Annotated in this window: 23 protein-coding genes and 1 pseudogene; 10 read left to right on the forward strand and 14 right to left on the reverse strand. The window is 70.9% G+C overall.

What is annotated here, in order from left to right:
• The 12 genes and pseudogenes from BMZ92_RS32650 to BMZ92_RS32700 form a co-directional block, all read right to left on the reverse strand.
• Positions 1-1103 (reverse strand): cbb3-type cytochrome c oxidase subunit I (locus tag BMZ92_RS32650; RefSeq protein WP_177228975.1); only part of this gene is annotated, 1103 nt, incomplete at its 3' end.
• Positions 1100-2446, reverse strand: a complete 1347-nt coding sequence (locus BMZ92_RS32655; RefSeq protein WP_091515798.1) for an NAD(P)/FAD-dependent oxidoreductase — start codon at positions 2444-2446, stop codon at positions 1100-1102. The genes BMZ92_RS32650 and BMZ92_RS32655, both read right to left, overlap by 4 nt.
• Before the next feature lie 11 nt (positions 2447-2457).
• On the reverse strand, positions 2458-2937 hold the full coding sequence (locus BMZ92_RS32660; RefSeq protein ID WP_091515662.1) for a hypothetical protein: 480 nt from the start codon (positions 2935-2937) through the stop codon (positions 2458-2460).
• A gap of 56 nt (positions 2938-2993) precedes the next feature.
• Entirely contained in the window at positions 2994-3323 is a 330-nt protein-coding gene (locus BMZ92_RS32665) for a hypothetical protein (RefSeq protein WP_091515664.1), read from the reverse strand.
• Between the two features lie 101 nt (positions 3324-3424).
• Positions 3425-4996, reverse strand: a complete 1572-nt coding sequence (gene qcrB / locus BMZ92_RS32670; RefSeq protein WP_091515667.1) for a cytochrome bc1 complex cytochrome b subunit — start codon at positions 4994-4996, stop codon at positions 3425-3427.
• 132 nt (positions 4997-5128) lie between these two features.
• Positions 5129-6079 carry an NADP-dependent oxidoreductase gene (locus BMZ92_RS32675; protein WP_143250000.1) on the reverse strand — a complete coding sequence of 317 codons (951 nt, stop codon included), beginning with the start codon at positions 6077-6079 and terminating at the stop codon, positions 5129-5131.
• Positions 6080-6169: 90 nt separating this feature from the next.
• Entirely contained in the window at positions 6170-6652 is a 483-nt protein-coding gene (locus BMZ92_RS32680; protein WP_091515672.1) for an MFS transporter, read from the reverse strand.
• Positions 6653-6878: 226 nt separating this feature from the next.
• Positions 6879-7319 (reverse strand): annotated as a pseudogene (locus BMZ92_RS38910) (MmyB family transcriptional regulator); the annotation flags it as partial.
• On the reverse strand, positions 7208-8380 hold the full coding sequence (locus BMZ92_RS32685) for an FAD-dependent monooxygenase (protein WP_091515673.1): 1173 nt from the start codon (positions 8378-8380) through the stop codon (positions 7208-7210). The gene BMZ92_RS32685 and the pseudogene BMZ92_RS38910, both read right to left, overlap by 112 nt.
• 11 nt (positions 8381-8391) lie before the next feature.
• Entirely contained in the window at positions 8392-8979 is a 588-nt protein-coding gene (locus BMZ92_RS32690) for a maleylpyruvate isomerase family mycothiol-dependent enzyme (protein ID WP_245783399.1), read from the reverse strand.
• Entirely contained in the window at positions 8966-9799 is an 834-nt protein-coding gene (locus tag BMZ92_RS32695) for a fumarylacetoacetate hydrolase family protein (protein ID WP_091515676.1), read from the reverse strand. The genes BMZ92_RS32690 and BMZ92_RS32695 overlap by 14 nt, the downstream gene beginning before the upstream one ends.
• A complete protein-coding gene (locus BMZ92_RS32700; protein ID WP_091515679.1) occupies positions 9796-10872 on the reverse strand; it encodes a cupin domain-containing protein in 1077 nt (358 codons plus the stop codon). The genes BMZ92_RS32695 and BMZ92_RS32700 overlap by 4 nt, the downstream gene beginning before the upstream one ends.
• A 76-nt stretch (positions 10873-10948) precedes the next feature.
• Here BMZ92_RS32700 and BMZ92_RS32705 point away from each other — a divergent pair, with 76 nt between their 5' ends.
• Entirely contained in the window at positions 10949-11686 is a 738-nt protein-coding gene (locus BMZ92_RS32705; protein WP_091515683.1) for an IclR family transcriptional regulator, read from the forward strand.
• Here BMZ92_RS32705 and BMZ92_RS32710 read toward each other — a convergent pair whose 3' ends face one another.
• Positions 11687-12439: a FadR/GntR family transcriptional regulator gene (locus tag BMZ92_RS32710; protein ID WP_091515685.1), complete on the reverse strand. Its 753-nt coding sequence runs from the start codon at positions 12437-12439 to the stop codon at positions 11687-11689.
• 144 nt (positions 12440-12583) lie between these two features.
• Here BMZ92_RS32710 and BMZ92_RS32715 point away from each other — a divergent pair, with 144 nt between their 5' ends.
• From BMZ92_RS32715 to BMZ92_RS32730, 5 genes are read left to right on the forward strand one after another with little or no spacing between them, the layout of a single operon-like run.
• Positions 12584-13102: a flavin reductase family protein gene (locus tag BMZ92_RS32715; RefSeq protein ID WP_091515687.1), complete on the forward strand. Its 519-nt coding sequence runs from the start codon at positions 12584-12586 to the stop codon at positions 13100-13102.
• A 31-nt stretch (positions 13103-13133) separates the two neighbouring features.
• A complete protein-coding gene (locus BMZ92_RS32720; RefSeq protein ID WP_091515690.1) occupies positions 13134-14342 on the forward strand; it encodes an acyl-CoA dehydrogenase family protein in 1209 nt (402 codons plus the stop codon).
• Position 14343: 1 nt separating this feature from the next.
• The gene (locus BMZ92_RS38635) at positions 14344-14469 is read left to right on the forward strand and encodes a hypothetical protein (protein WP_281245244.1); all 126 of its coding nucleotides are present in this window, start codon (positions 14344-14346) and stop codon (positions 14467-14469) included.
• Positions 14466-15323, forward strand: a complete 858-nt coding sequence (locus BMZ92_RS32725; protein ID WP_091515693.1) for a fumarylacetoacetate hydrolase family protein — start codon at positions 14466-14468, stop codon at positions 15321-15323. Before BMZ92_RS38635 ends, BMZ92_RS32725 begins: the two co-directional genes overlap by 4 nt.
• Position 15324: 1 nt before the next feature.
• The gene (locus tag BMZ92_RS32730) at positions 15325-16245 is read left to right on the forward strand and encodes a VOC family protein (RefSeq protein WP_091515695.1); all 921 of its coding nucleotides are present in this window, start codon (positions 15325-15327) and stop codon (positions 16243-16245) included.
• A 212-nt stretch (positions 16246-16457) separates the two neighbouring features.
• Here BMZ92_RS32730 and BMZ92_RS32735 read toward each other — a convergent pair whose 3' ends face one another.
• A complete protein-coding gene (locus BMZ92_RS32735; RefSeq protein WP_218153596.1) occupies positions 16458-16955 on the reverse strand; it encodes a MarR family winged helix-turn-helix transcriptional regulator in 498 nt (165 codons plus the stop codon).
• Between the two features lie 116 nt (positions 16956-17071).
• Here BMZ92_RS32735 and BMZ92_RS32740 point away from each other — a divergent pair, with 116 nt between their 5' ends.
• From BMZ92_RS32740 to BMZ92_RS32755, 4 genes are read left to right on the forward strand one after another with little or no spacing between them, the layout of a single operon-like run.
• Complete coding sequence (locus tag BMZ92_RS32740; protein WP_091515699.1) at positions 17072-17803, forward strand: hypothetical protein; 732 nt, start codon at positions 17072-17074, stop codon at positions 17801-17803.
• Positions 17800-18363: a cupin domain-containing protein gene (locus tag BMZ92_RS32745; protein ID WP_091515701.1), complete on the forward strand. Its 564-nt coding sequence runs from the start codon at positions 17800-17802 to the stop codon at positions 18361-18363. The genes BMZ92_RS32740 and BMZ92_RS32745 overlap by 4 nt, the downstream gene beginning before the upstream one ends.
• Positions 18364-18410: 47 nt before the next feature.
• A complete protein-coding gene (locus BMZ92_RS32750) occupies positions 18411-18689 on the forward strand; it encodes a hypothetical protein (RefSeq protein WP_091515703.1) in 279 nt (92 codons plus the stop codon).
• The gene (locus BMZ92_RS32755) at positions 18686-19690 is read left to right on the forward strand and encodes a TAXI family TRAP transporter solute-binding subunit (RefSeq protein WP_091515706.1); all 1005 of its coding nucleotides are present in this window, start codon (positions 18686-18688) and stop codon (positions 19688-19690) included. Before BMZ92_RS32750 ends, BMZ92_RS32755 begins: the two co-directional genes overlap by 4 nt.
• Positions 19691-19701: the final 11 nt, after the last annotated feature.

Genomic DNA, 19701 nt, shown 5'->3' on the forward strand with positions numbered 1-19701 from the left:
AAGAGGAACGTGACCAGGAAGCCGATCGAGAAGATCATCGGCGTCTCGAAGGTCAGGTGCCCCTTCCACATCGTGCCGATCCAGTTGAAGAACTTGACGCCGGTCGGCACCGCGATCAGGAAGGTCATGAAGGAGAAGAAGGGCAGCAGCACCGCACCGGTGGCGTAGAGGTGGTGCGCCCAGACGGAGAACGAAAGCGCGGCGATCGCCAGCGTCGCGAAGATCAGTCCTTTGTAGCCGAAGAGCGGTTTACGGCTGAACACCGGGAAGATCTCCGACACGATGCCGAAGAACGGCAGCGCGATGATGTAGACCTCGGGGTGGCCGAAGAACCAGAACAGGTGCTGCCACAGGATCACGCCGCCGTTGGCGGGGTCGAACACGTGCGCGCCCAGCCGGCGGTCGGCCTCCAGTCCGAAGAACGCCGCAGTGAGGATGGGGAACGCGACGAGGATCAGGATCGACGTGACCAGGATGTTCCAGGTGAAGACCGGCATCCGGTACATCGTCATGCCAGGCGCGCGCAGCGAGATCACGGTGGTGATCATGTTGACCGCGCCGAGGATCGTGCCGAGGCCGCTGACGATCAGGCCCATGATCCACAGGTCGGTGCCGGGGCCGGGGGTGTGCGTGGCTTCGGACAACGGCGTGTAGCCGGTCCACCCGAACTCCGCCGCGCCGCCGGGGGTGAGGAAGCCCGAGACGACGATCAGGCTACCGAAGAGGTAGAGCCAGTACGAAAACGCGTTCAGCCGCGGAAAAGCGACGTCGGGCGAACCGATCTGCAGCGGCAGGACGAAATTCGCGAACCCGAAGAGGATCGGGGTCGCGTACATCAGCAGCATGATCGTGCCGTGCATGGTGAACAGCTGGTTGTACTGCTCCTGCGAGAGGAACTGAAGGCCGGGCCGCGCGAGTTCGGAGCGGACCAGCATGGCCATCGCCCCGCCGACCATGAAGAAGGCGAAGGCCGTGACGAGGTACATCACGCTGATCTGCTTGTGATCCGTGGTGCGCACCAGCCGCAGCAACGCCGAGCCCTGCACGGGACGGCGCACCGGGTGGGGCCGCGTGGCGAGGGGGCGGGGGGCGGTGGTCTTCATGGTTTTCTCCCACTGGACAACGAGTTTCCGGGCGGTTCCCCGCCGTTCACGAACGCGGTGCGCGGCTGCTGTACCGACGCCAGCGAGACGATGTCGCGGCCGAACACCCCGGCGGTCAGCCAGATCGCCAGCACCCGGACCTTGCGTTCCCAGCTGGGAACCGCCAGCACGTGGTAACCACGGTGGAGCAGCCAGGCGAGCGGTCCTTTCAGCACCAGCCGCCGGTACTGGAAGATGCCGTGCCCGATGCCGAGCGTCGCGACCGCGCCGAGGCTGCGGTGCCGGTAGTTCTTCGGCTTGCCACCGCGCAGGGTCGCGGCGATGTTCCGGGCGAGCAGCTTGCCCTGGCGGACGGCGTGCTGGGCGTTGGGCACCGTGCGAGTGCCCGGGACCGGCGCGGTCAGGTCCTCGATCCCCGCGTCGTCCCCGGCGGCCCACGCACCGGGGACCGGCTCGAGGTCGGTCCCGACCCGGAGGTCGGGTCGGACGACGAGGAACCCGCGCTCGTCCACCGGCAGGTCGGTGTGCCTGCCCACCACCGGGTTCGCCGCGTTGCCCGCCGTCCACACGATCAGCCCCGAGTCGAACGTCTCACCGGTGGACAGCACCACCCGCCCGCCGGTCGCCGACTCGACCTGGGTGTTGAGGTGCACCCGCCCGCCCCGCCCCCGCAGGAAGCCCACCACCCAGCGGCCGGGTGCGCCGGTCACCTCGGGCAGGATCCGGCCGGACGCCTCGACCAGGTGGAACCGCAGCTCGTCGCGGTCCAGTTCGGGATAGCGCCGCAGCAGCGACGTCGCCAGCGACAGCAGCTCGGCGAAGCCTTCGACGCCGGAGAAGCCGCCGCCGACGAAGGTCACCATGAGCAGCTTCCGCCGCGACGGCCCCGGCGGGAGCGTGGCCGCCCGGTCGAAGGACGTCAGCAGCCGGTCGCGGATCGCGACCGCCTCCTCGACGTGCTTGAGCCCGATCGCCTGCTCCGCGATGCCGGGGATCGGGAACGTCCGGGTGACCGCACCCGCGGTGACCACCACGAGGTCGTAGCTCAGCTCGAACGCGTCGCCGTCGGCTGGCCGGACCGTGACCACCCGGTGCTCGTGGTCGAGCGCGGTGACCATCCCGGTGACGACGCGCGTGCGGTGCAGGTGGCGGCGCAGCGAAACCGCGGCGTGGCGTGCCTCGATCGAGCCGGCCACCACCTCGGGCAGGAACGGCTGATAGGTCAGGTACGGCCGCGGGTCGACCACGGTGACTTCGGCCTGTCCCCGCCGCAGCTTCTTTTCGAGCTTCCAGGCGGCGTAGAAGCCCGCGTAGCCGCCGCCGACGATCAAGATCTTGCGCACGGCGTCCCGCCTCACCGGGGAAGCCGGCCGAGGGACAAGATCGACGTCCGACGGCCCAAGACGAGCACGGCGACCAGCACCGCCGCCGCGCTCGCGGCCACCTGGAGCGTCGCGCAGACTTCGGGAACCCGGGCCAGTGCGCCGCCTCCGGAACCCACGACGACACGGAGGCGGGCGGAGCCAGCGAGGACGAAGTGGAACAGCACGCCCAGGACCAGCGAGCCGGACGCCGAAGCGAGGACGAGAGCCACTCCGTGCCGGGCCGCGACCCGGAAGTGGCGCGTGATGCCGATCGCGGGACCGACGACACCGGACACGGTGAGACACGCCCCTTCCAGCAGGGCGACACCCCCGGCGAGCAGCCCCAGCAACAAGAAACCGGCCAGCACGAGCACGGCCTGCACCGTGACCACGGCCGCCAGCACCCGGTCCACCTTCCCGGCCAACCGGGGCAGGCGGAGCACCGCTTTGCCGTTCACCGCGTTCGTCATGGTTGCTTGGCGCCGGGTCGGCCGGACTTCTTACCGCCGGTTCGTACCGCCCGCGCTCAGGCGTAGCGGCCGGAGAACTCCGAACCGCCTTCGGTGTGGGTGAAGCGCAGGCCGACGATCGAACCGTCCTCGACCAGCCATCGCAAGTCGTACGACGCGCGGTAGCTGGGTGGCCAGAACGAGGCGAAGCGACCGTGGCTGTCGACGTACCACTCACCGCGCGTCGGGTGGCCCCGCTCGACGTAGGTGGTGACGCCGTCGGCGTCGAAGACTTGTTCGGCGCCGTCGTCGTAGACGATCCGGCCGGCCGTCAGCGCTGCGACGAGGTTCTCCGCGGCCACTCGCTCGCCATCAGCGGGGCTGAGCGACTCCAGCGCTCGGGGCACGGGACTCCTTCCAGGACCGGATGCCGTTCTCCCTGGCCTGCTCGAGTTCGTCGACGTCGGCGACCCCGACCTGCTCGCCGTGCGATCGGGCTTGTCTTCGGTCACTTGGACCGTCCCTGTTCCAGCGCCGCGGTCTCCTCCGGCGGGTCCGGTGTCCACAGTGAACCGGGCACGGGCCGGCCGCCGAACCCCAGCTTGTTCATCTTCTTCGGCACCGGCGCGCCCCGGTAGTCGAGCGGGGTGGCGGCCAGTGGCTGGTGGATCTCGATGAACGCGCCCTGCGGCAGGCGCTCGATGATGCCGGTCTCGATGCCGTGTTCGAGCACCTCGCGGTCGGCCCGCTGCAGGCCGAGGCAGATCCGGTAGGTCACGTGGTAGGCGATCGGCGGCACGAGCAGCACGCCGATGCGGCCCGCCCACGTGGTGGCGTTGAGCGAGATGTGGAACTGGTCGGCGATGATGTCGTTGAAGCCCGACAGCTCGATGACGAGGAGGAACCCGAGCGCCATCACGCCCAGCGAGGTGCGGACCGGGGCGTCGCGCGGCCGCTGGAGCAGGTTGTGGTGGCCGGTGTCCTTCGCGAGCTTCCGCTCGATCCACGGGTAGAGGGTCAGGATGCCGAAGAGCAGCGGGATGCCGACCACGCCGGGGAAGAACGCCGCCGGGATCGTGTGGTCCCCGAGGTAGACCTCCCAGGCCGGCCAGATCCGGAGCATGCCGTCGGCCCAGGCCATGTACCAGTCCGGTTGCGAACCCGCGGACACCTGCGCCGGGTTGTAGGGGCCGAAGTTCCACACCGGGTTGATCTGGAACAACCCCGCCATCAGGGCGATCACACCCGTGACGAGCACGGCGAGCGCGCCACCGTGGAGGCCGAACTCGGGCATGATCCGGATGCCGACGACGTTGGTCTCGTTCGCCCGCACGCCGGGGAACTGCGTGTGCTTCTGGAACCACACCAGCGCCAGGTGCACACCGGTGAGGGCGAGGAGGATGCCCGGCAGCACGAGGATGTGCAGGGTGTAGAGCCGCGGGATGATCTGGTCGCCGGGGAACTCGCCGCCGAACAGGGCCCAGTGGAGCCAGGTGCCGATCACGGGCACCGACAGCACAATGCCCGAGAGGGTCGCGCGGATGCCGGTGCCGGACAGCAGGTCGTCCGGGAGCGAGTAGCCGAAGAAGCCCTCGAACATGCTGATCAGGAGCAGCAGCACCCCGAGCACCCAGTTGGCCTCCCGCGGGCGCCGGAAGGCACCGGTGAAGAAGATCCGGAAGGTGTGCAGGAGCGAGGCCGCGATGAAGATCAGCGCACCCCAGTGGTGCAGCTGCCGCACGAAGAGCCCGCCGCGGACGTCGAAGGAGAGGTCCAGCGTCGTGCGGAAGGCCTGGGACATCGCCAGGCCCCGCATGTCGGTGAAGCTGCCGTGGTAGACGACTTCTTGCCTGGAGGGGTCGAAGAAGAGCGTGAGGTACACGCCGGTCGCGATGACGAGGAGGAAGCTGTAGAGCGCCACCTCGCCGATCAGGAAGGACCAGTGGGTCGGGAACACCTTGTTCAGCTGGTGCCGCAGGCCCTTGGCCAGGTGGTACCGCCGGTCCGCGTGGCCTGCGGCCTCCCCGAGGCGCCGGCCGAGCGCGCCGGTGCCCCTGGTCGGCGTGGTCGGTGAGCTCATGCTGCATTGGTGTCGCGGCCGGAGCCGGTCTTACTCCGCGAGCAGGACCCGGCCGTCGCGGCCGAAGACGACCGGCACACGTGACCGCCGGTCTGGTAGACAGCCGACTGCGTCAGCTTCCCGTCGGCTGACTCAGGGGTTCGACGGCCGCCGGCCCGTGAGCAGGACGACCGGACCGCCGTTGGCGCCCCGGACCGCGCGCTCGAGCGCGGCTGCCGCCTCGGCGAGCGGCAGGGTGACGCCCACCGGGAGGGAGAGCTTGCCCTCGCCGAGCAGTGCGCTCAGCTTCGTGAGCTGCGCGGAGTCCGGGCGGACGTAGACGTCCGCGAAGCTGACGCCCGACCCGGCCGGCCGCCGGTCGCCCGTGATCGTCGCCAGCCGGCCGCCTTCGCGCACCGCCCGGACCGTGTCGGCACTGCCGCCGGGTACCGCGTTGAGGGCGCTGTCGACTCCGGCGCCGCCGGTCCATTCGCGGATCCGCTCCGGCCAGGTCCGGTCGCGGTAGTCGAGGACCTCGACCGCGCCGGCCCGTCCCACTCGATCCGCGCTCGCCGACCCGGCGGTGGCGATCACCCGGGCGCCACGCAGGGCTGCGAGCCGCACGGCGAGTCCGCCGGTCGCGCCTCCCGCGCCGTGGACGAGCAGCGTCTCGTTCCCGGCGACTCGGAGGGATTCGGAAAGCGCTTGCTCGGCGGTCAGGGCGGGCACGGGGAACGCCGCCGCCGTCTCCCACGGCACGCCAGGGGGTTTCGGCACGACCAGTCCGGCGTCGACCACCACCCGTTCGGCCCAGCAGCCCTGGTGCCGCAACGGGAGCGGATGGCCGAGGACTTCGTCACCCGGCCGGAAGCCGGTGACGTTCGAGCCGACCGCGACCACCGTCCCGGCCACCTCCACGCCGAGCGCCATCGGCGGTGTCAGCCCGACGTCCCAACCGCCCGAACGGACGATGTCGTCCCAGTTGCCGACACCGGCCGCCGAGACGTCGATCACCACTTCGGCTGAACCGGGGCCGGCTGGCTCCGGCAGGTCGAGCAGCTCGACCGGGCCACCGAATTCCCGCATGCCAGCGGCAAGCACCACGATTCTCCGTTTCACCTCGCGCAGCGAGCCACCGACGTCGGTGGCCGTCCCGGACGGGACAGTGTTTCTGCGTACTACGCACGCGTCGTCTTAGAGCCCGGTGATCCCGCCCCACACTCCGATCGCCACCCCGCGGCGCTCGGCCGGGAACGCGTCACTGATCAGGGTCAGGCTCAGCGGCAGCACCACAGCCGCCCCGGCGCCTTCCACCACACGCGCCGCGATGAGCACCGCGGCACTCGACGACAACGCGCACGCCGCCGAAGCGAGGCTGAACACCCCGACGCCGAGGACGTACATCCGGCGCCGGCCGAACCGGTCGCCCAGCGCCGACCCGGTGAGGATCAGGCAGGCGAAGGCGAGGTTGTAGCCGTTGATGGTCCATTCGAGATCGGACAGGCTCGCGCCGAGCCGGGACTGCAGCGTCGGCAACGCCGTCGCCACCACCACGACATCGAGCGAGGCCAGGAAAGCGCCGAGGCCGGCGAGCACCAGGGTCCACCGGTGGGCACCCGCCACCCCGCCGGCCGCGGCGCCCCGAGCCGTCGGCGCTGTGTTGGTCGTTTCTGTCATGTGAGTGGAGACCAGCCGGACGCGGCAGAGGAATCGCCCTCCGGCAGATCCGGCAGGGCAACACGCCCTCGTCTTGAGCGGGCCGCTGATCGCGTGTTTCGTTTCCCGGCCGCGCGTCGTTGGGTACGAAGGTCGCCGCTGCCGTGGTAGGAGCGGGCATCGACCCGAGGATCCGCAGGACTTCCGCGGATTTCGAGCCCGGCTCTGCCATGTAGGTGACCAGCATCTGGTCCGGCGCCCCCGGCGTCGTCCAAGCGACATAGGAAAGGTCGACGTCACCGACGTCGGGATGGCGCACGAGGTTGATCCCGGTGGTCTTCTCGAAGACGTGGTGCTCGGCCCAGAGCCGTCGGAACGTCTCGCTCCGGACGGCCAGCTCGCCGACCAGCGCGGCCAGCCGGGGGTTGCCGGGATCTTCGCCGGCGGTCTTTCTCAGGATGCCGACGGTGCCGCGTTGCCGACGCCTCCCAGTCGCGGTGCCGGGCCGCGATCTCTTCGTCCAGGAACAGCAGCCACGCCGAGTTCCGTTCGGCCTCGGGCAGGGCACCCCCTCCGTCAGGGCTGGTAGAGCCAGTCGGTCCAGCGGTAGTCGTCCACCCGGCGTTCGGTGAGGTAGGTGTTGCGCAGCAGGCGGGCGAGACCGTCGCAGTGCCACAGTTCGCCCCACACGCGGGCACTGGACTGCACCCGGGCGGTGCGGGAGGTGCGCGCGTGCTGGTAGGCCGCGAGCGCGGCGGGCCAGTCCAATGTGGATTGTGCTTGCTGCTTGCCGACCTCGCCGGCGAGGGTGTGCGCGTCCTCCAGTGCCTGGCAGGCGCCCTGGGCGAGGTACTGCAGCATCGGGTGCGCCGCGTCGCCGGTGAGGGCCAGTCGCCCGTCCACCCACGTGTCCACCGGCAGCCGGTCGTACATCGGCCACCGCCGGTCGCGCCACAGCCACGCCAAGCCTCGACGCACCGCATCGCACGTGCCTTGGAACGCCGCGTCCAGTTCCTCCGGGCCGCCCCACTCGGCTTCGCCGCGGTCGTAGGCAGGTGAGGCGAACACGGCGACGGTGTTGAGCAGCTCGCCGCCACGCAAGGGGTACTGCACCAGATGACACTTCGGTCCGAAGTGGACGACCACGTCGGTGAGGACGTCGGAATCCAGCCCCGTCACCTCGGACACCGGCCGCGTGCCCCGGTAGGCGACGTAACCCGAGCACACCGGCTCGTCGCCGGAGACCCGCCGTCGCAGCGACGACCACAGCCCGTCCGCGGCGAGGACCACATCCGCCGCGAACTCCCGCTCCCCTGACCGGACACGAACCTCCCCGGGCAGCACCTCGACGTCGTCGACCTTGTGGTCGGCAAGCAGCTCGACCCCGGCGCCATGACAGGCGTCGTGGAGGATCGTCAGCAGGTCACTGCGGTGGATCACCACGTACGGCGCGCCGTACCGGTCCACGAAGTCCCGGCCCAGGTCGAGCGAGGTCAGCTCAGCGCCGTCCAGCGCGTCCTTCAGGACGAGCCGCCGCGGCAGCACACCGCGGGCGACGACCTCGTCGAGCAGTCCCCACTCGCGCAGGATCCGGGTGGCGTTGGGCGCCAGCTGCAGCCCGGCGCCCACCTCGGCGAACGCGGGCGCCTGTTCCAGCACGCGGACGCGGTGGCCGGTGGAGGCCAGCGCGAGCGCGTTGGCCAGCCCGCCGATCCCGCCACCCACCACCACGACATCGGTCTCGGTCATGTCCTCTCCTCCTACAGCCAGGGGCCGAGCTCGGGCGGCCGGCTGGTGCGCCCGGTGAGCCAGCGCGCGAGGGCGGGCCCGTGTCCCTGCGCGATGCGGCGCTTGAGCGTGTCGCCGATCAGGGCCTCGACCAGGTGTCCGGGCAGGTCCTCGAACCCCACCCCACGGTCGAGGTCGACCGCGTGCACGGCGACCTCGCGAGTGCGCATCCAGACGATCTCCGTCGCCGGGACCGTCCGGCCCTGCGCGGTGACCACCTGGTTCGCCCACGCAGCCTCGGGCAGCGCGTCCAGATCCGCGGCCAGTGCGTCCGCCGATTCGTGCACCATCTGACGCAGTTCGGCGACGGGCAGCCTGGCGCCCGCCTCGATTTCGGCGCCGCGTTGTTCAGCGCCGGCGTACATGCGGGATTCGACGCCGGTACGGGCCCAGCTGACCAGGCGCCGCAACGCTTCGGCGTTGTAGTGCAGGTGCGCGACGAGGTGGCGGCGGGTCCACCCCGGCAACGGGACCGGGGCGTCGAACTCCTCGTCGGCGAGTCCGTCGATCGTCGTCAGCACCAGCCGGGTGGCCTCGTCCAGCCACTCACGCCCGCTCATCGCGGGCCACGTTCTCCAGGCGGCCCAGGCCGCTGATCTCGGTCACCACCCGCACGCCGTCGGACAGGTAGCGCGGCGGTTTGCGGGCGTGCCCGACACCGCCGGGAGTGCCCGTGGCGATGACGTCGCCGGGCCGCAGCGTGACGATGGTGGACGCGTACCGGACCAGCTCGACGGGGTCGAACACGAGGTCGTCGGTGCCGGCCTTCTGCACCTGCTCGCCGTCCACCGAGCAGCTGAGGTCCAGTGCGGGCCGGGTACCGCCGGGCAGCTCGTCCGGCGTCACCAGGTACGGGCCGAAGGGCGTGGTGCCCTCGAACGTCTTGCCCTGCAACCACTCCGGCGACCGGTACTGCCAGTCCCGGGCCGTGATGTCGTTGAGGACGCTGAACCCGGCGATCGCCGCGGCGGCTTCCGCCTCGCTCGCGCGCCGCACCGTGGCACCGAGGACGACGGCCAGTTCGGCCTCCCAGTCCACCGCCTCCGACTCCGGCGGCAGGGCGATCGGGTCCGCGGGGCCGACCAGCGCCTCGGGGAACTTGGCGAACAGGGTCGGATGGCGCGGCAGTTCGCGGCCCATCTCGAGGATGTGGGTGCGGTAGTTCAGGCCGACGCACAGGATCTTGCCCGGCCGCGGCACGACCGGGGCCAGGTCCGCACCGGCCAGCGGCCGTTCGGGGGTGATCGCCTCGGCCCGGGCGCGCCAGTCCTCCTGGCTCAGCCAGGCTCCCACGTGGGGCGCACCGAGTTCGGCGTAGCGGTCGCCCTCGACGCGGACGGCGCGCGTGCCCTCGGCGGTGCGCAGGGTCGCGAGTTTCACCGCTGCTGTCCTCCCACCTGCACCCGGTCGGCGTGCAGCCGCTCGAAGACCGGGGTGTCGCTGAACCGGAACAGGTCCAGCTGGGTGCCGGCGGCCAGTGTCAGCTCGGCCCAGGACGGCACGGCGAACAGGTCGCCGTGGTCGACGGCCCATTCCGCGTCACCGACGCGGACGGTGCCCGCCCCCTCGAACACCTGCCACACCGACGAGCCGACCTCACGCCGCGGGGCTGTCTCGACCCCGGCACGCAGCCGGTGGAACTCCGCGCGGATCGTGGGCATGACGTCGCCCCCGGTGGCGGGGTTGGTGAAGCGGACCGCGGCGTGACCGGGTTCCACGACCCCGGGGTGGTGCTCGTCCTCCAGTGCCAGCTGGTCGCTCAGCGCCGCATCCGTGTGCTCCCACCGGTAGGCGGCGAGCGGCGAGCTCACCGCGGGCGCGGGCTGCGACACCGGGCGCAGGCCGGGGTGGCCCCACAGCCGCTCCGCCCGCGAGCGGTCCGGGGTTTCGGTGCTGGACACCTGGTCCGGGCCGAACTCGAAGAACGCCGAGCCGGTGTAGTGCACGAACGGGATGTCCAAGCCGTCGATCCAGGCCATCGGCTCACGGGAGGTGTTGTGGTGGCCGTGGAAGTGCCAGCCCGGGGTCAGCAGGAAATCCCCGCGCCGCATGGCCACCGGATCGCCGTCGACCACGGTCCACACGCCCTCGCCCTCGACGACGAACCGGAAGGCGTTCTGCGTGTGCCGGTGCTCCGGGGCGTTCTCGCCCGGGCCGAGGTACTGGATCGCCGCCCACAGCGTCGGGGTCGCGTACGGCGCGCCCCCGAGGCCCGGGTTGGCCAGTGCGATGGCACGGCGCTCACCGCCACGCCCGACCGGCACCAGCTCACCCGCCTTCTCCGCCAGCGGGAGCAGGGTCTGCCACCGCCACACGTGCGGGCGCATCGCCGGCGACGGGGAGGCCGGCATCAGATCCCCGATCTCCGTCCACAGTGGAACGAGCAGTTCCTTCTCGAAGCCCCGGTACAGCTCGTCGAGCTCCGGGGACGGGTCCGGCTGGTTGCTGGCCATGACGTGGCGGCTCCTTCCTGGCGTACCGGAGGGAAACTTAAGGCACGTTCTGGGCCAAGGGATCTAGGATTCTGCTGTGAAGAACAAGCCTCCTTACGCGATCGACTCGGTCGACCACGCGCTCCACCTCGCCACCCTGCTGCAGCAGGAGGGGCCGATGGGGGTGTCGGAAGCGGCGGAGCGGCTGGGTGTCTCCCGCTCCACGGCACACCGGCTGCTGGCGATGCTGGTGTACCGGGACTTCGCCGAGCAGGGGCCGGACCGCCGGTACCAGGCCGGTCCCGTGCTCCGGCCCGCGGACCCCGTCGCCGCGCCGGTCGCGGTGCTGCGGCAGGCCGCGATGCCGCACCTGCGGGCACTGGTGGCGCGCCTGCGGGAAACCGTCAACCTCCAGGTCCTCGCCGGTACCGAGGTGCGGTTCCTGGCGACCGTGGAGTGCGACCAGGTCCTGCGGGTCGGTGACCGGGCCGGGCGGGTGCTGCCCGCGCACCTGACCTCCGGCGGCAAGGCCGTGCTGGCCGCGCTGCCGCCCGCCGAGCTGACCCACCGGTACACCGGCACCGACGTCAACCTCACCCGGCTGCGGCGCGAGCTGGGGCTGGTGCGCAAGCGCGGCTTCGCGATCAACGACCAGCTGACCGAGCTCGGCCTCACCGCCGTCGGGGTCGCGATCCCCTGGCCGGCGGGCCAGCCCCCCGCCGCTGCGCTGTCCCTGGCGCTACCCTCGGCCCGCTTCGACCACGACCTGCTCCCGGCCTGGGTCGCCGCGCTGTCCGCCACGGCGACCGCGGTCGCCGGCGAACTCTCGGCGTGATCAGGCGGGGCCGGGAACGTGGTTCGACAACCGCTGGGTCGTGTTGTGCTCGGCGATGATGTCGAGGGCCCTGACGTCCCCGTCGGCGATCGCGTCGACCAGTGCCGCGTGCAGCCGGTAGCGGTCCTCGATGAACTCCGGCAGCGGCTGCCCCTCACCCGGCTGCACCGACAGCAGGTGCGCCTCGACCATCTCGAGCAGGTTGAGGTAGAGCGGACGCAGGATCGGGCTGGGGCTGACCTCGGCGATCCGCGCGTGCAGTGCCCAGTTCGCCCGGATGAACGCCGTCCCGTCGCAGTCCTGCGCCGCCTCCTTCATCTTCCGGAGTTCGGCCCGCATCGCCGCGATGTCCTTGGCCGAGGCGTGCTTCAGCGCGTCCTCGACGAGGAGCGGGTCGAGCGCGTCGCGGAGGCGGATGGCGTCGGCCACCGAAGCGGCGTCCTGGTCGACCGCCAGCATCGAGTTGCCCAGCCGCACCAGTGGTGACTGCTGGTCGACGAACAGCCCGCCACCGGGACCCGACTTCACCCGGACGATGCCCCGCTGCTGCGCCATCCGCAGGGCCTCGTTGAAGGTGCCGACCGACACCCCGCAGTGGGCGCGGATGTCGTCCTTCGTGCCCAGCCGGTCCCCCGGTTCCAGGTTCGCGGCCAGCGCCGCGATCTCCTCCGCGGCGCGTTCCGGCGCCGTGAGGGTGCGCCAGCGCCGCGGCTCCCAGTCCTCCCTGCGCAGCGCGGGGATGTCGGCAGTCATCGCAGGTAGCACCCTTCACCCGTCGGACGAAATCCAGCATGACGAATTTTGCCAGACCTGTTGACAGGTGAACAGTCCCCCTCCCAGACTTGCGGACAGAATTCAGCATGGTGGATTTGGCCGTGCTTGCCAATGGAGGCAAACATGCTCGACCAGCACTTCCGCGATCTCATGGCAGGGGTCTGCGCTCCGGTCACCGTGGTCACCACCTCCGACGAGGACGGCCCGCACGGCGCCACGGTCAGCTCGCTGGCCTCGGTCTCGCTGCGGCCGGCGCTCCTGTCGATCGCGCTGGACCGGCGGTCCGGCCTGCTGTCGAGGATCACCGGGAGCGGGCGCTTCGGGATCAACGTGCTCAACGCGGGCCAGGAGGACGTCGCGACGGCGTTCGCCCGCAGGGACGTGGACCGGTTCGCGGTCACCGGCTGGTCCCCCTCCCACGGGCTGCCGCGCCTGGACGGCACCGCCGGCTGGGCCGCGTGCGATCTCTGGCAGACCGTCGAGGCCGGTGACCACCTCATCCTCGTCGGCCGCGTGACCCACGCGGCGTCCGTCCAGCTCGCGCCGCTCGTCTACGGCTACCGCACCTTCGGCACCCACTCGCGGTTCAGCAGCCGGCCACGACGGCCGATCGCCGACCACATCGCCGCACTGTCCTGTTGAGACAGCCACCGGAAGGACCCCAGGAGAACCGATGACAGCACAGACCACCTCCCCCGCCCCGGCCGTCCCCAGCACGTCCGAGCTCGTCGCGCGCGCCCGTGACCTCAAACCGCTGCTGAGCAAGAACGCCGCCGCCGGTGAGACCGACCGCAGGGTCGTCGAGGAGAGCATCCAGGCGATGACCGACGCCGGGTTGTTCAAGTTGGCCGTGCCCAGGCGCTACGGCGGATACGAGACGTCCATGCGCACGATGCTCGACGTGTCGGCGGCGGTCGCGGAAGCCGACGGGGGCACCTCGTGGGTGCTGACGCTGACGAACGTGTGCGCCTGGCTGACGGGCCTGTTCCCGGCGCGGGCCCAGGACGACGTGTTCGGCGCCGACCCGGAGGCCAAGGTGTCCGGCGTGCTCACCCCGACCGCGGAGACCGTCAAGGTCGACGGCGGCTGGCGGGTGACCGGGAAGTGGTACTACAACTCCGGGTCCTGGCACGCCACCTGGGCGGCGCTGGGCGTCCCCCTCACCGACGAGACGGGCGAAGTGGTCGACCAGGCCCTGGTGCTGATCCCCCGGGCGGACCTGGAGCTCGAGGACACCTGGTTCGTCGCGGGCATGCGGTCCAGCGGCAGCAACTGCCTCGTCGCCGAGAACGTCTTCGTGCCCGAGCACCGCGTGATGCGGGTGCCGGCGGCCCTCGTCGGCGAGTACCCGACCGAGCACAAGGACACCGAGGCGTTCTACCGGTCCGCGTTCGTCCCCGTGCTCGCGCTGGTGCTCGTCGGGCCGCAGCTGGGCATGGGCCGGGCCGCGCTGGAGCTGGTGGTGGACAAGGCGGCGAAGAAGCCGATCTCGTACACGTTCTTCGCCGCGCAGCGGGATTCGACGGCGTTCCAGCTGCAGATCGCCGAAGCGGCGCGACTGATCGACACCGCGCACCTGCACGCCTACCGGGCCGCCGACGACATCGACGAGGCCGCCGCGCGCGGCGTCTACCCCGACCTCCTCACCCGCGCCCGCGTGCGGTCGGACACCGGCTACGTGGCGGAATGCGTCACCCGCGCCATCGAAATCCTGCTGTACGCGCACGGCGCCGGCTCGTTCGCCGAGGTGAACCCGCTGCAACGCATCTGGCGCGATTCCGCGACCGCGGCACGCCACGCCGTCGTGAGCCCCGCGGTGAGCTACGAGGTGTACGGCAAGGCGCTGCTCGGCGTCGACGAGACCATCACCCCCCTGGTGTGAGGTGATCACCTTGTACCACCCGGAGCACAAGGACATCATCGCCCGGCACGTCACGTCCATGGTCGCCGAACGACACGGCGTCCAGTTCGCCGACGTGACCACCGGCCCGAACCAGGAGAACCCATGAGATTGGCCAATGTGGACGGTCGTGCCGTCCTGCTCACCGCCGACGACCGCGGGGTGGACGTGGAGTCCGCCAGCGGGGGCAAGTTCGGCCCCGGCCTGCCCGGGATCTACGAGGACTGGAAGGGGTTCCGCGCGTGGGCCGAGTCGGCCGACACCTCGGGGGCCGCGCCCTTCACCCGCGCGCGGCTGGGGTCGCCCTCACCGGAACCGCGGCAGATCGTGGCGGTCGGGCTGAACTACCGCGAGCACGCGGCCGAGTCCGGGTTCGCCGTGCCGGACCGGCTGCCGCCGGTGTTCACCAAGTTCGACAGCAGCCTCAGCGGGCCCGACACCGAGGTGGTGCTCCCGCCCGGCGGGCACACCGACTGGGAGGTCGAGCTCGTGGTCGTCATCGGGGAGCGCATGGCGAAAGTCCGCGTCGAGGAGGCTTGGGACCACGTCGCGGGACTCACCGTCGGACAGGACCTGTCCGAGCGCGTCTCCCAGCTGGCGGGGCCCGCGCCGCAGTTCAGCCTCGGCAAGTCCTACCCCGGTTTCGCCCCGGTCGGCCCGTGGCTGGTGACCCCCGATTCGGTGCCGGACAAGGACGATCTCGAACTCGGCTGCTCGCTCGACGGCGAGGTCGTGCAGCAGGGCCGCACGAAGGACCTGATCTTCCCGGTCGCCGAGCTGCTGTCGAAGCTCTCGCAGACGATCGTGCTCCACCCCGGCGACCTCGTCTTCACGGGCACCCCCGCCGGAGTCGGCCAGGGCAGGCAGCCCCAGCGGTTCATCCGGCCCGGCGAGAAGCTGCACAGCTGGATCGAGGGCATCGGCGAGCTCAACCAGACTTTCACCGACGCGCGGGAGGGATGACATGAGCCTGCACAGACTCACCAGCGTCACCATCGGGGTACCCGACCTCGAGGCCACGATCGCGTACTACACTGAGTTCGGGCTCGACCACCGCGGCCAGGGGGTGTTCGCCACGCAGGACGGCGGCGAGCAGCTGCGCCTGGTGCGCACCCCGGTCCGGCGGCTCGTGGAGCTCGGCGTCGGGGTCGACGACACCGACGACATCGCCCGGATCGCGGTCCAGCTGGAGCGGCTCGGGGTGCCCAGGGACTTCGACAGCAACGTGCTGCGCGCCACCGAACCCGTCACCGGTGCGGTCGTCCGGGTCGAGGTCGCGCCGCGGATCGCACAGGCGCCGGTTCCGGCCACGCCGTACAACGGTCCCGGCCGCACCGAACGCCGCGGCCGCGCTCCCGGCGTGGTCCGGACGACCCGTGTGCAGCCGAAGAAACTCGGCCACACGGTGCTCGGCACGACCAACCTCCAGGCGACGATGGGCTTTTTCACCGAGGGCATCGGGTTCAAGGTCAGCGACTACATCGGCGACAAGGGCGCGTTCATGCGCTGCTCGGTCGACCACCACAACGTGCTGGCCATGGCGGCGCCGGTGAACTTCCTGCACCACACCAGCTGGCAGGTCGACGACGTCGACGACGTCGGCCGCGGTGCCTGCGCCATGCTCGAAGGCCACCCCGAGCGGCACGTGTGGGGGCTGGGCCGCCACCACGCGGGATCGAACTTCTTCTGGTACCTCAAGGATCCCGCGGGCAACTTCTCCGAGTACTACTCCGACATGGACTGCATCCCCGAGGACGACATCTGGAAACCCGAGGTGTGGGAAGGGGCCAAGGGCCTGTTCAACTGGGGCCCGCCGCCGCCTCCGTCGTTCCTGCAGCCGGAGGACCTGGCCGAGTTGATGACGGGACAGCATGCCCCCCGCTGACGGCACCGGCGACGACCTGTGCGAGGTTCCCGGCGAGCTGCTGGAAGCACTGCACGAGGTCGTCGCCGGACGGCAGCCGCCGGTCTGTCCACAGTAGACGCTACGGCTTGTTCCGCACGGCAGAATTCCGGGCCGCCGCTTGTGGAACCCGGCTATCGTGCAAAAGAGCCCGGTAGCACCCAGGGAGGCAGCCATGAGCCGTGATCTGCACGTCAGGCCTCCTCCCGCGACGGATCGATGCCGTCCACTCCCGGACCTCCGTCTTCCAGGCGCCGGCACAGCTCACCGATGACCCGTTCGGCCGCTTCGAGGTCCGCCACCGGAATCCCGGCGCCGAGCCCCCTCGCCCAGTCCTCCTGCTTGCGCCCCGCCTCCGCGTAAGCCGCGGCACCCGCGTCGGTGATCCGCACCAGCGGCGAGCGGCGGTGGTCCTCGTTCGCCGCGAACGTCACCAGGCCGCGCTCGGCGAGACGCCGGACGGTCGCGTGCACGCTCTGCCGCGACAACCCCATCCGCCGGGCGATCTGCGCCACCGTCAAGGGGCGCTCGGCCAGCGTGATCGCCCCCAGCACCTGCCACCTCGCGGAGGTCAGCTCCTGGTCGGCCACCAGCCGGTCCCCGGCCGCCAGGAAGACCCCGTTGGCCCGGAACGTCGTGAGCACGAGCCGCGTGACGGCGTCGCCGATGCGCGCCGATCCCTCATCAGTCACCGGAGCATGTTCACACAGCGTCATCCGGAGGCATGTCGTCAGGTCCTTGACTTATTGTCAGCTGCCTGACAACAATGGTTCCCAGCACCGGCCACCGGCAATTCCAGGAGACAACGATGTCCGAGACAGCGCACCGGATCCCCCCACCTGACGGCCGCCGTGAACCGCTCAAGGCGAACGTGTTCCAGCGCATGGCCGACGCCTCGTGCCAGCTGCTCGCCTTGTTCCCGTACCACGACGCCGGCGCCGTGGTGCCCTGCGGCGCGATCTTCACCGGCGAGCCCGACGACGGCGAGTTCGGGCACTTCTTCCACTGGAACACGGTCGAAGAGCTCACCGTGGTCTACGGCGCCAGCGGCGCCATGCTCCAAACCGGACAGATCTTCGCCAACCAGTCGTTGCACGGGGTGAACTCCTTCCTCCGCGACCCGAAGGACCCCGGCTCCTACGCGGTCATGACGATCACCCAGCGCCAGTCCGACGACGAGCGGCAGCACGAAGCGATCATCTTCCGCTGCAAGAAGTGCCACGAAGAGCTCGTGCGGTTCGACTACGAGTCGACACCCCGGGGTGTCGAGGGGCACGACCCCGCGCAGTGGGGCGGCAGCGCCGACGACGAGTACCCGGTGTTCAGCACGATCTGGGGCAGCGCCGAGGCCGCGGCCCGGCTGAACGACGAATCCGTGCGCACGTGCGGCAACTGCGGTCAGGTGAACGACGAGTTCCCGGAACCCAAGTGGGGCTGGCAACGCTGGGTGGACCAGACCCGCACGGCGAACCGGTCCAAGGCCGCGCTCCGCGCGGCGATCGAAGCCCTCGGCGACGCGAAGAAGGCGGTGCGGGCATGAAGCGGCGGCGCATGCTGAACGGGCTCAAGGCGGCGCAGGACCTCGGCGACTACGCCGACGTGCCGGTGCTGCCGGCCAACGTCGACCCGCAGGCGCACCTGTCACGCAACGCGGTGGCGCAGCCGTTCTGGCTGATCTGCGGCAAGGACAACGTCCTGGCCCAGCTGTCGGGCACCGCGGTCGTGCACCTCAAGGACACCTCGGTCCTCCGGTTCTCGATGGAGATCGGCGACCACGTCTACATCCCCGCCGGCACACCGCACCGCATCGTGCCCACCGAGGAGGGCGTGCAACTTCGTTACAAGGCCCGGGTTCCCGGGCTGGAGGGGGTGGCCTGGTACTGCCCGGGCTGCGACCGGGAGCTGCACCGCGTCGAGTGGGACACCGCCGACACGATCTCGCAGCAGGCCTACTACGACGCCTGCGCCGAGTTCAACGACAAGGACACGCTGCGCCACTGCGAGGGGTGCGGCACCACACACGACCCGGTCGACCTGACCCCGTTCTCCGCCTGGCCGGACATCGCGCGGTCGCTCGAGGCCGAGCTGACCACCACCTGAGCCGGATCCACCGGCGAGAGCCACGCTCAACGACGAGAGAGACGACCATGGCCACTTTCCTGACCCTCCACCGCGCGCCCGGGCTCTCCCCCGAGGAGATCGCGGGCTACGCACCCGACGTCGCCGAAGGCGTGCACGCCCGGTTCGGCAACCTCTACGTCAACACCGTCTCCGGGTTCATCGTCACGGTGTACGAAGCCGACGACCAGAACGCGCTCGAGGAGGAGTTCGAGCGGATCGGGTTCCCGTTCGAAGAAATCCACGAAATCGACTTCGTCCTCGATGCCGGCCGGCTGGCCGCGATGGTCGCCGGAGCCGCCTCGTGACCACGAACCAGGACGCCCCCGTCATCGACAGGGAGATTTCGCTGATCTTCCAGGGAGACTGGGGCCAGGCCAACCTCCACCGCATCTGCGGCTGGCTGGCCCAGGAGCTCGGGGACCGTTGCGCACCAGGCTCCCGCTTCGGGATCTGGTCGGGACGCGGTGGTGCCGACGCGGTCCACGCCGTGCTCGCGCACGACGTCGACGCCGCGCTGCTGACCCCGGTCGCCGCGGCCGCGGGCCTGCCCGCCGGCACCGGGCCGCTGGCCGTCGCGGGCGCCGGACGGCTGCGGGCCCTCGGCACCCTTCCCCAGCGCGACCGCCTGGTCACGTGTGTCGACGCGGCCCTGGGCGTGTCGCGGATGAGCGAGCTGGCGGAGCTGCTGCCGGCGCTGCGCATCGCGACCAGCCCCGACGACGGCGTCAACCTGATCGGCGCGGCCGCGCACCGCCAGCTGGAGGCGATCGGCGTGTCCGCCGCCCGCCTGGACGAGGCGGGCGGCGGGTTCGTCTACTCGGAACGCCCCTTCCCGGCCATCGCCGCGTTCCGCGACGGGACGGCCAACGTGCTGATCCACGAAGCGATCATGACCCCGGCCTGGCAGCGGGTGACCGAGCGGAAGGAGGTCACCTACCTCGACGTGGATCCCGCGGTGACCGAGGCGTTCGCGCGGTGGCACTGGCCCACCGCGACGGTGCCGGCCGGCTACCTGCCCGGTCTCGCCCACGACCTCACCGCGCTGGAGTTCTCCGATTTCCTGCTCGTGTGCCGCGAGGACCTGCCCGACGACATCGCGGCCCTGATCGCCTGGTGCCTGGTGTGCACCCGGCAAGCGCTCGAGGTGCAGTACCGCCACCTGCCCGCCGACCGCAGCCCGGTCACGTACCCGCTCGACCCGCGGGCGATCGCCACCGCCCCGATCCCGCTGCACCCCGCCGCGGAGGAGACCTACTCGGCGCTGGGTGACGGCGCGGACGCGTCCGGCGCCCTGATGTGGGCCTGAGAGAAGGAGTA

Source organism: Amycolatopsis sacchari (assembly GCF_900114035.1).
Taxonomy (GTDB): Bacteria; Actinomycetota; Actinomycetes; order Mycobacteriales; family Pseudonocardiaceae; genus Amycolatopsis_E; species Amycolatopsis_E sacchari.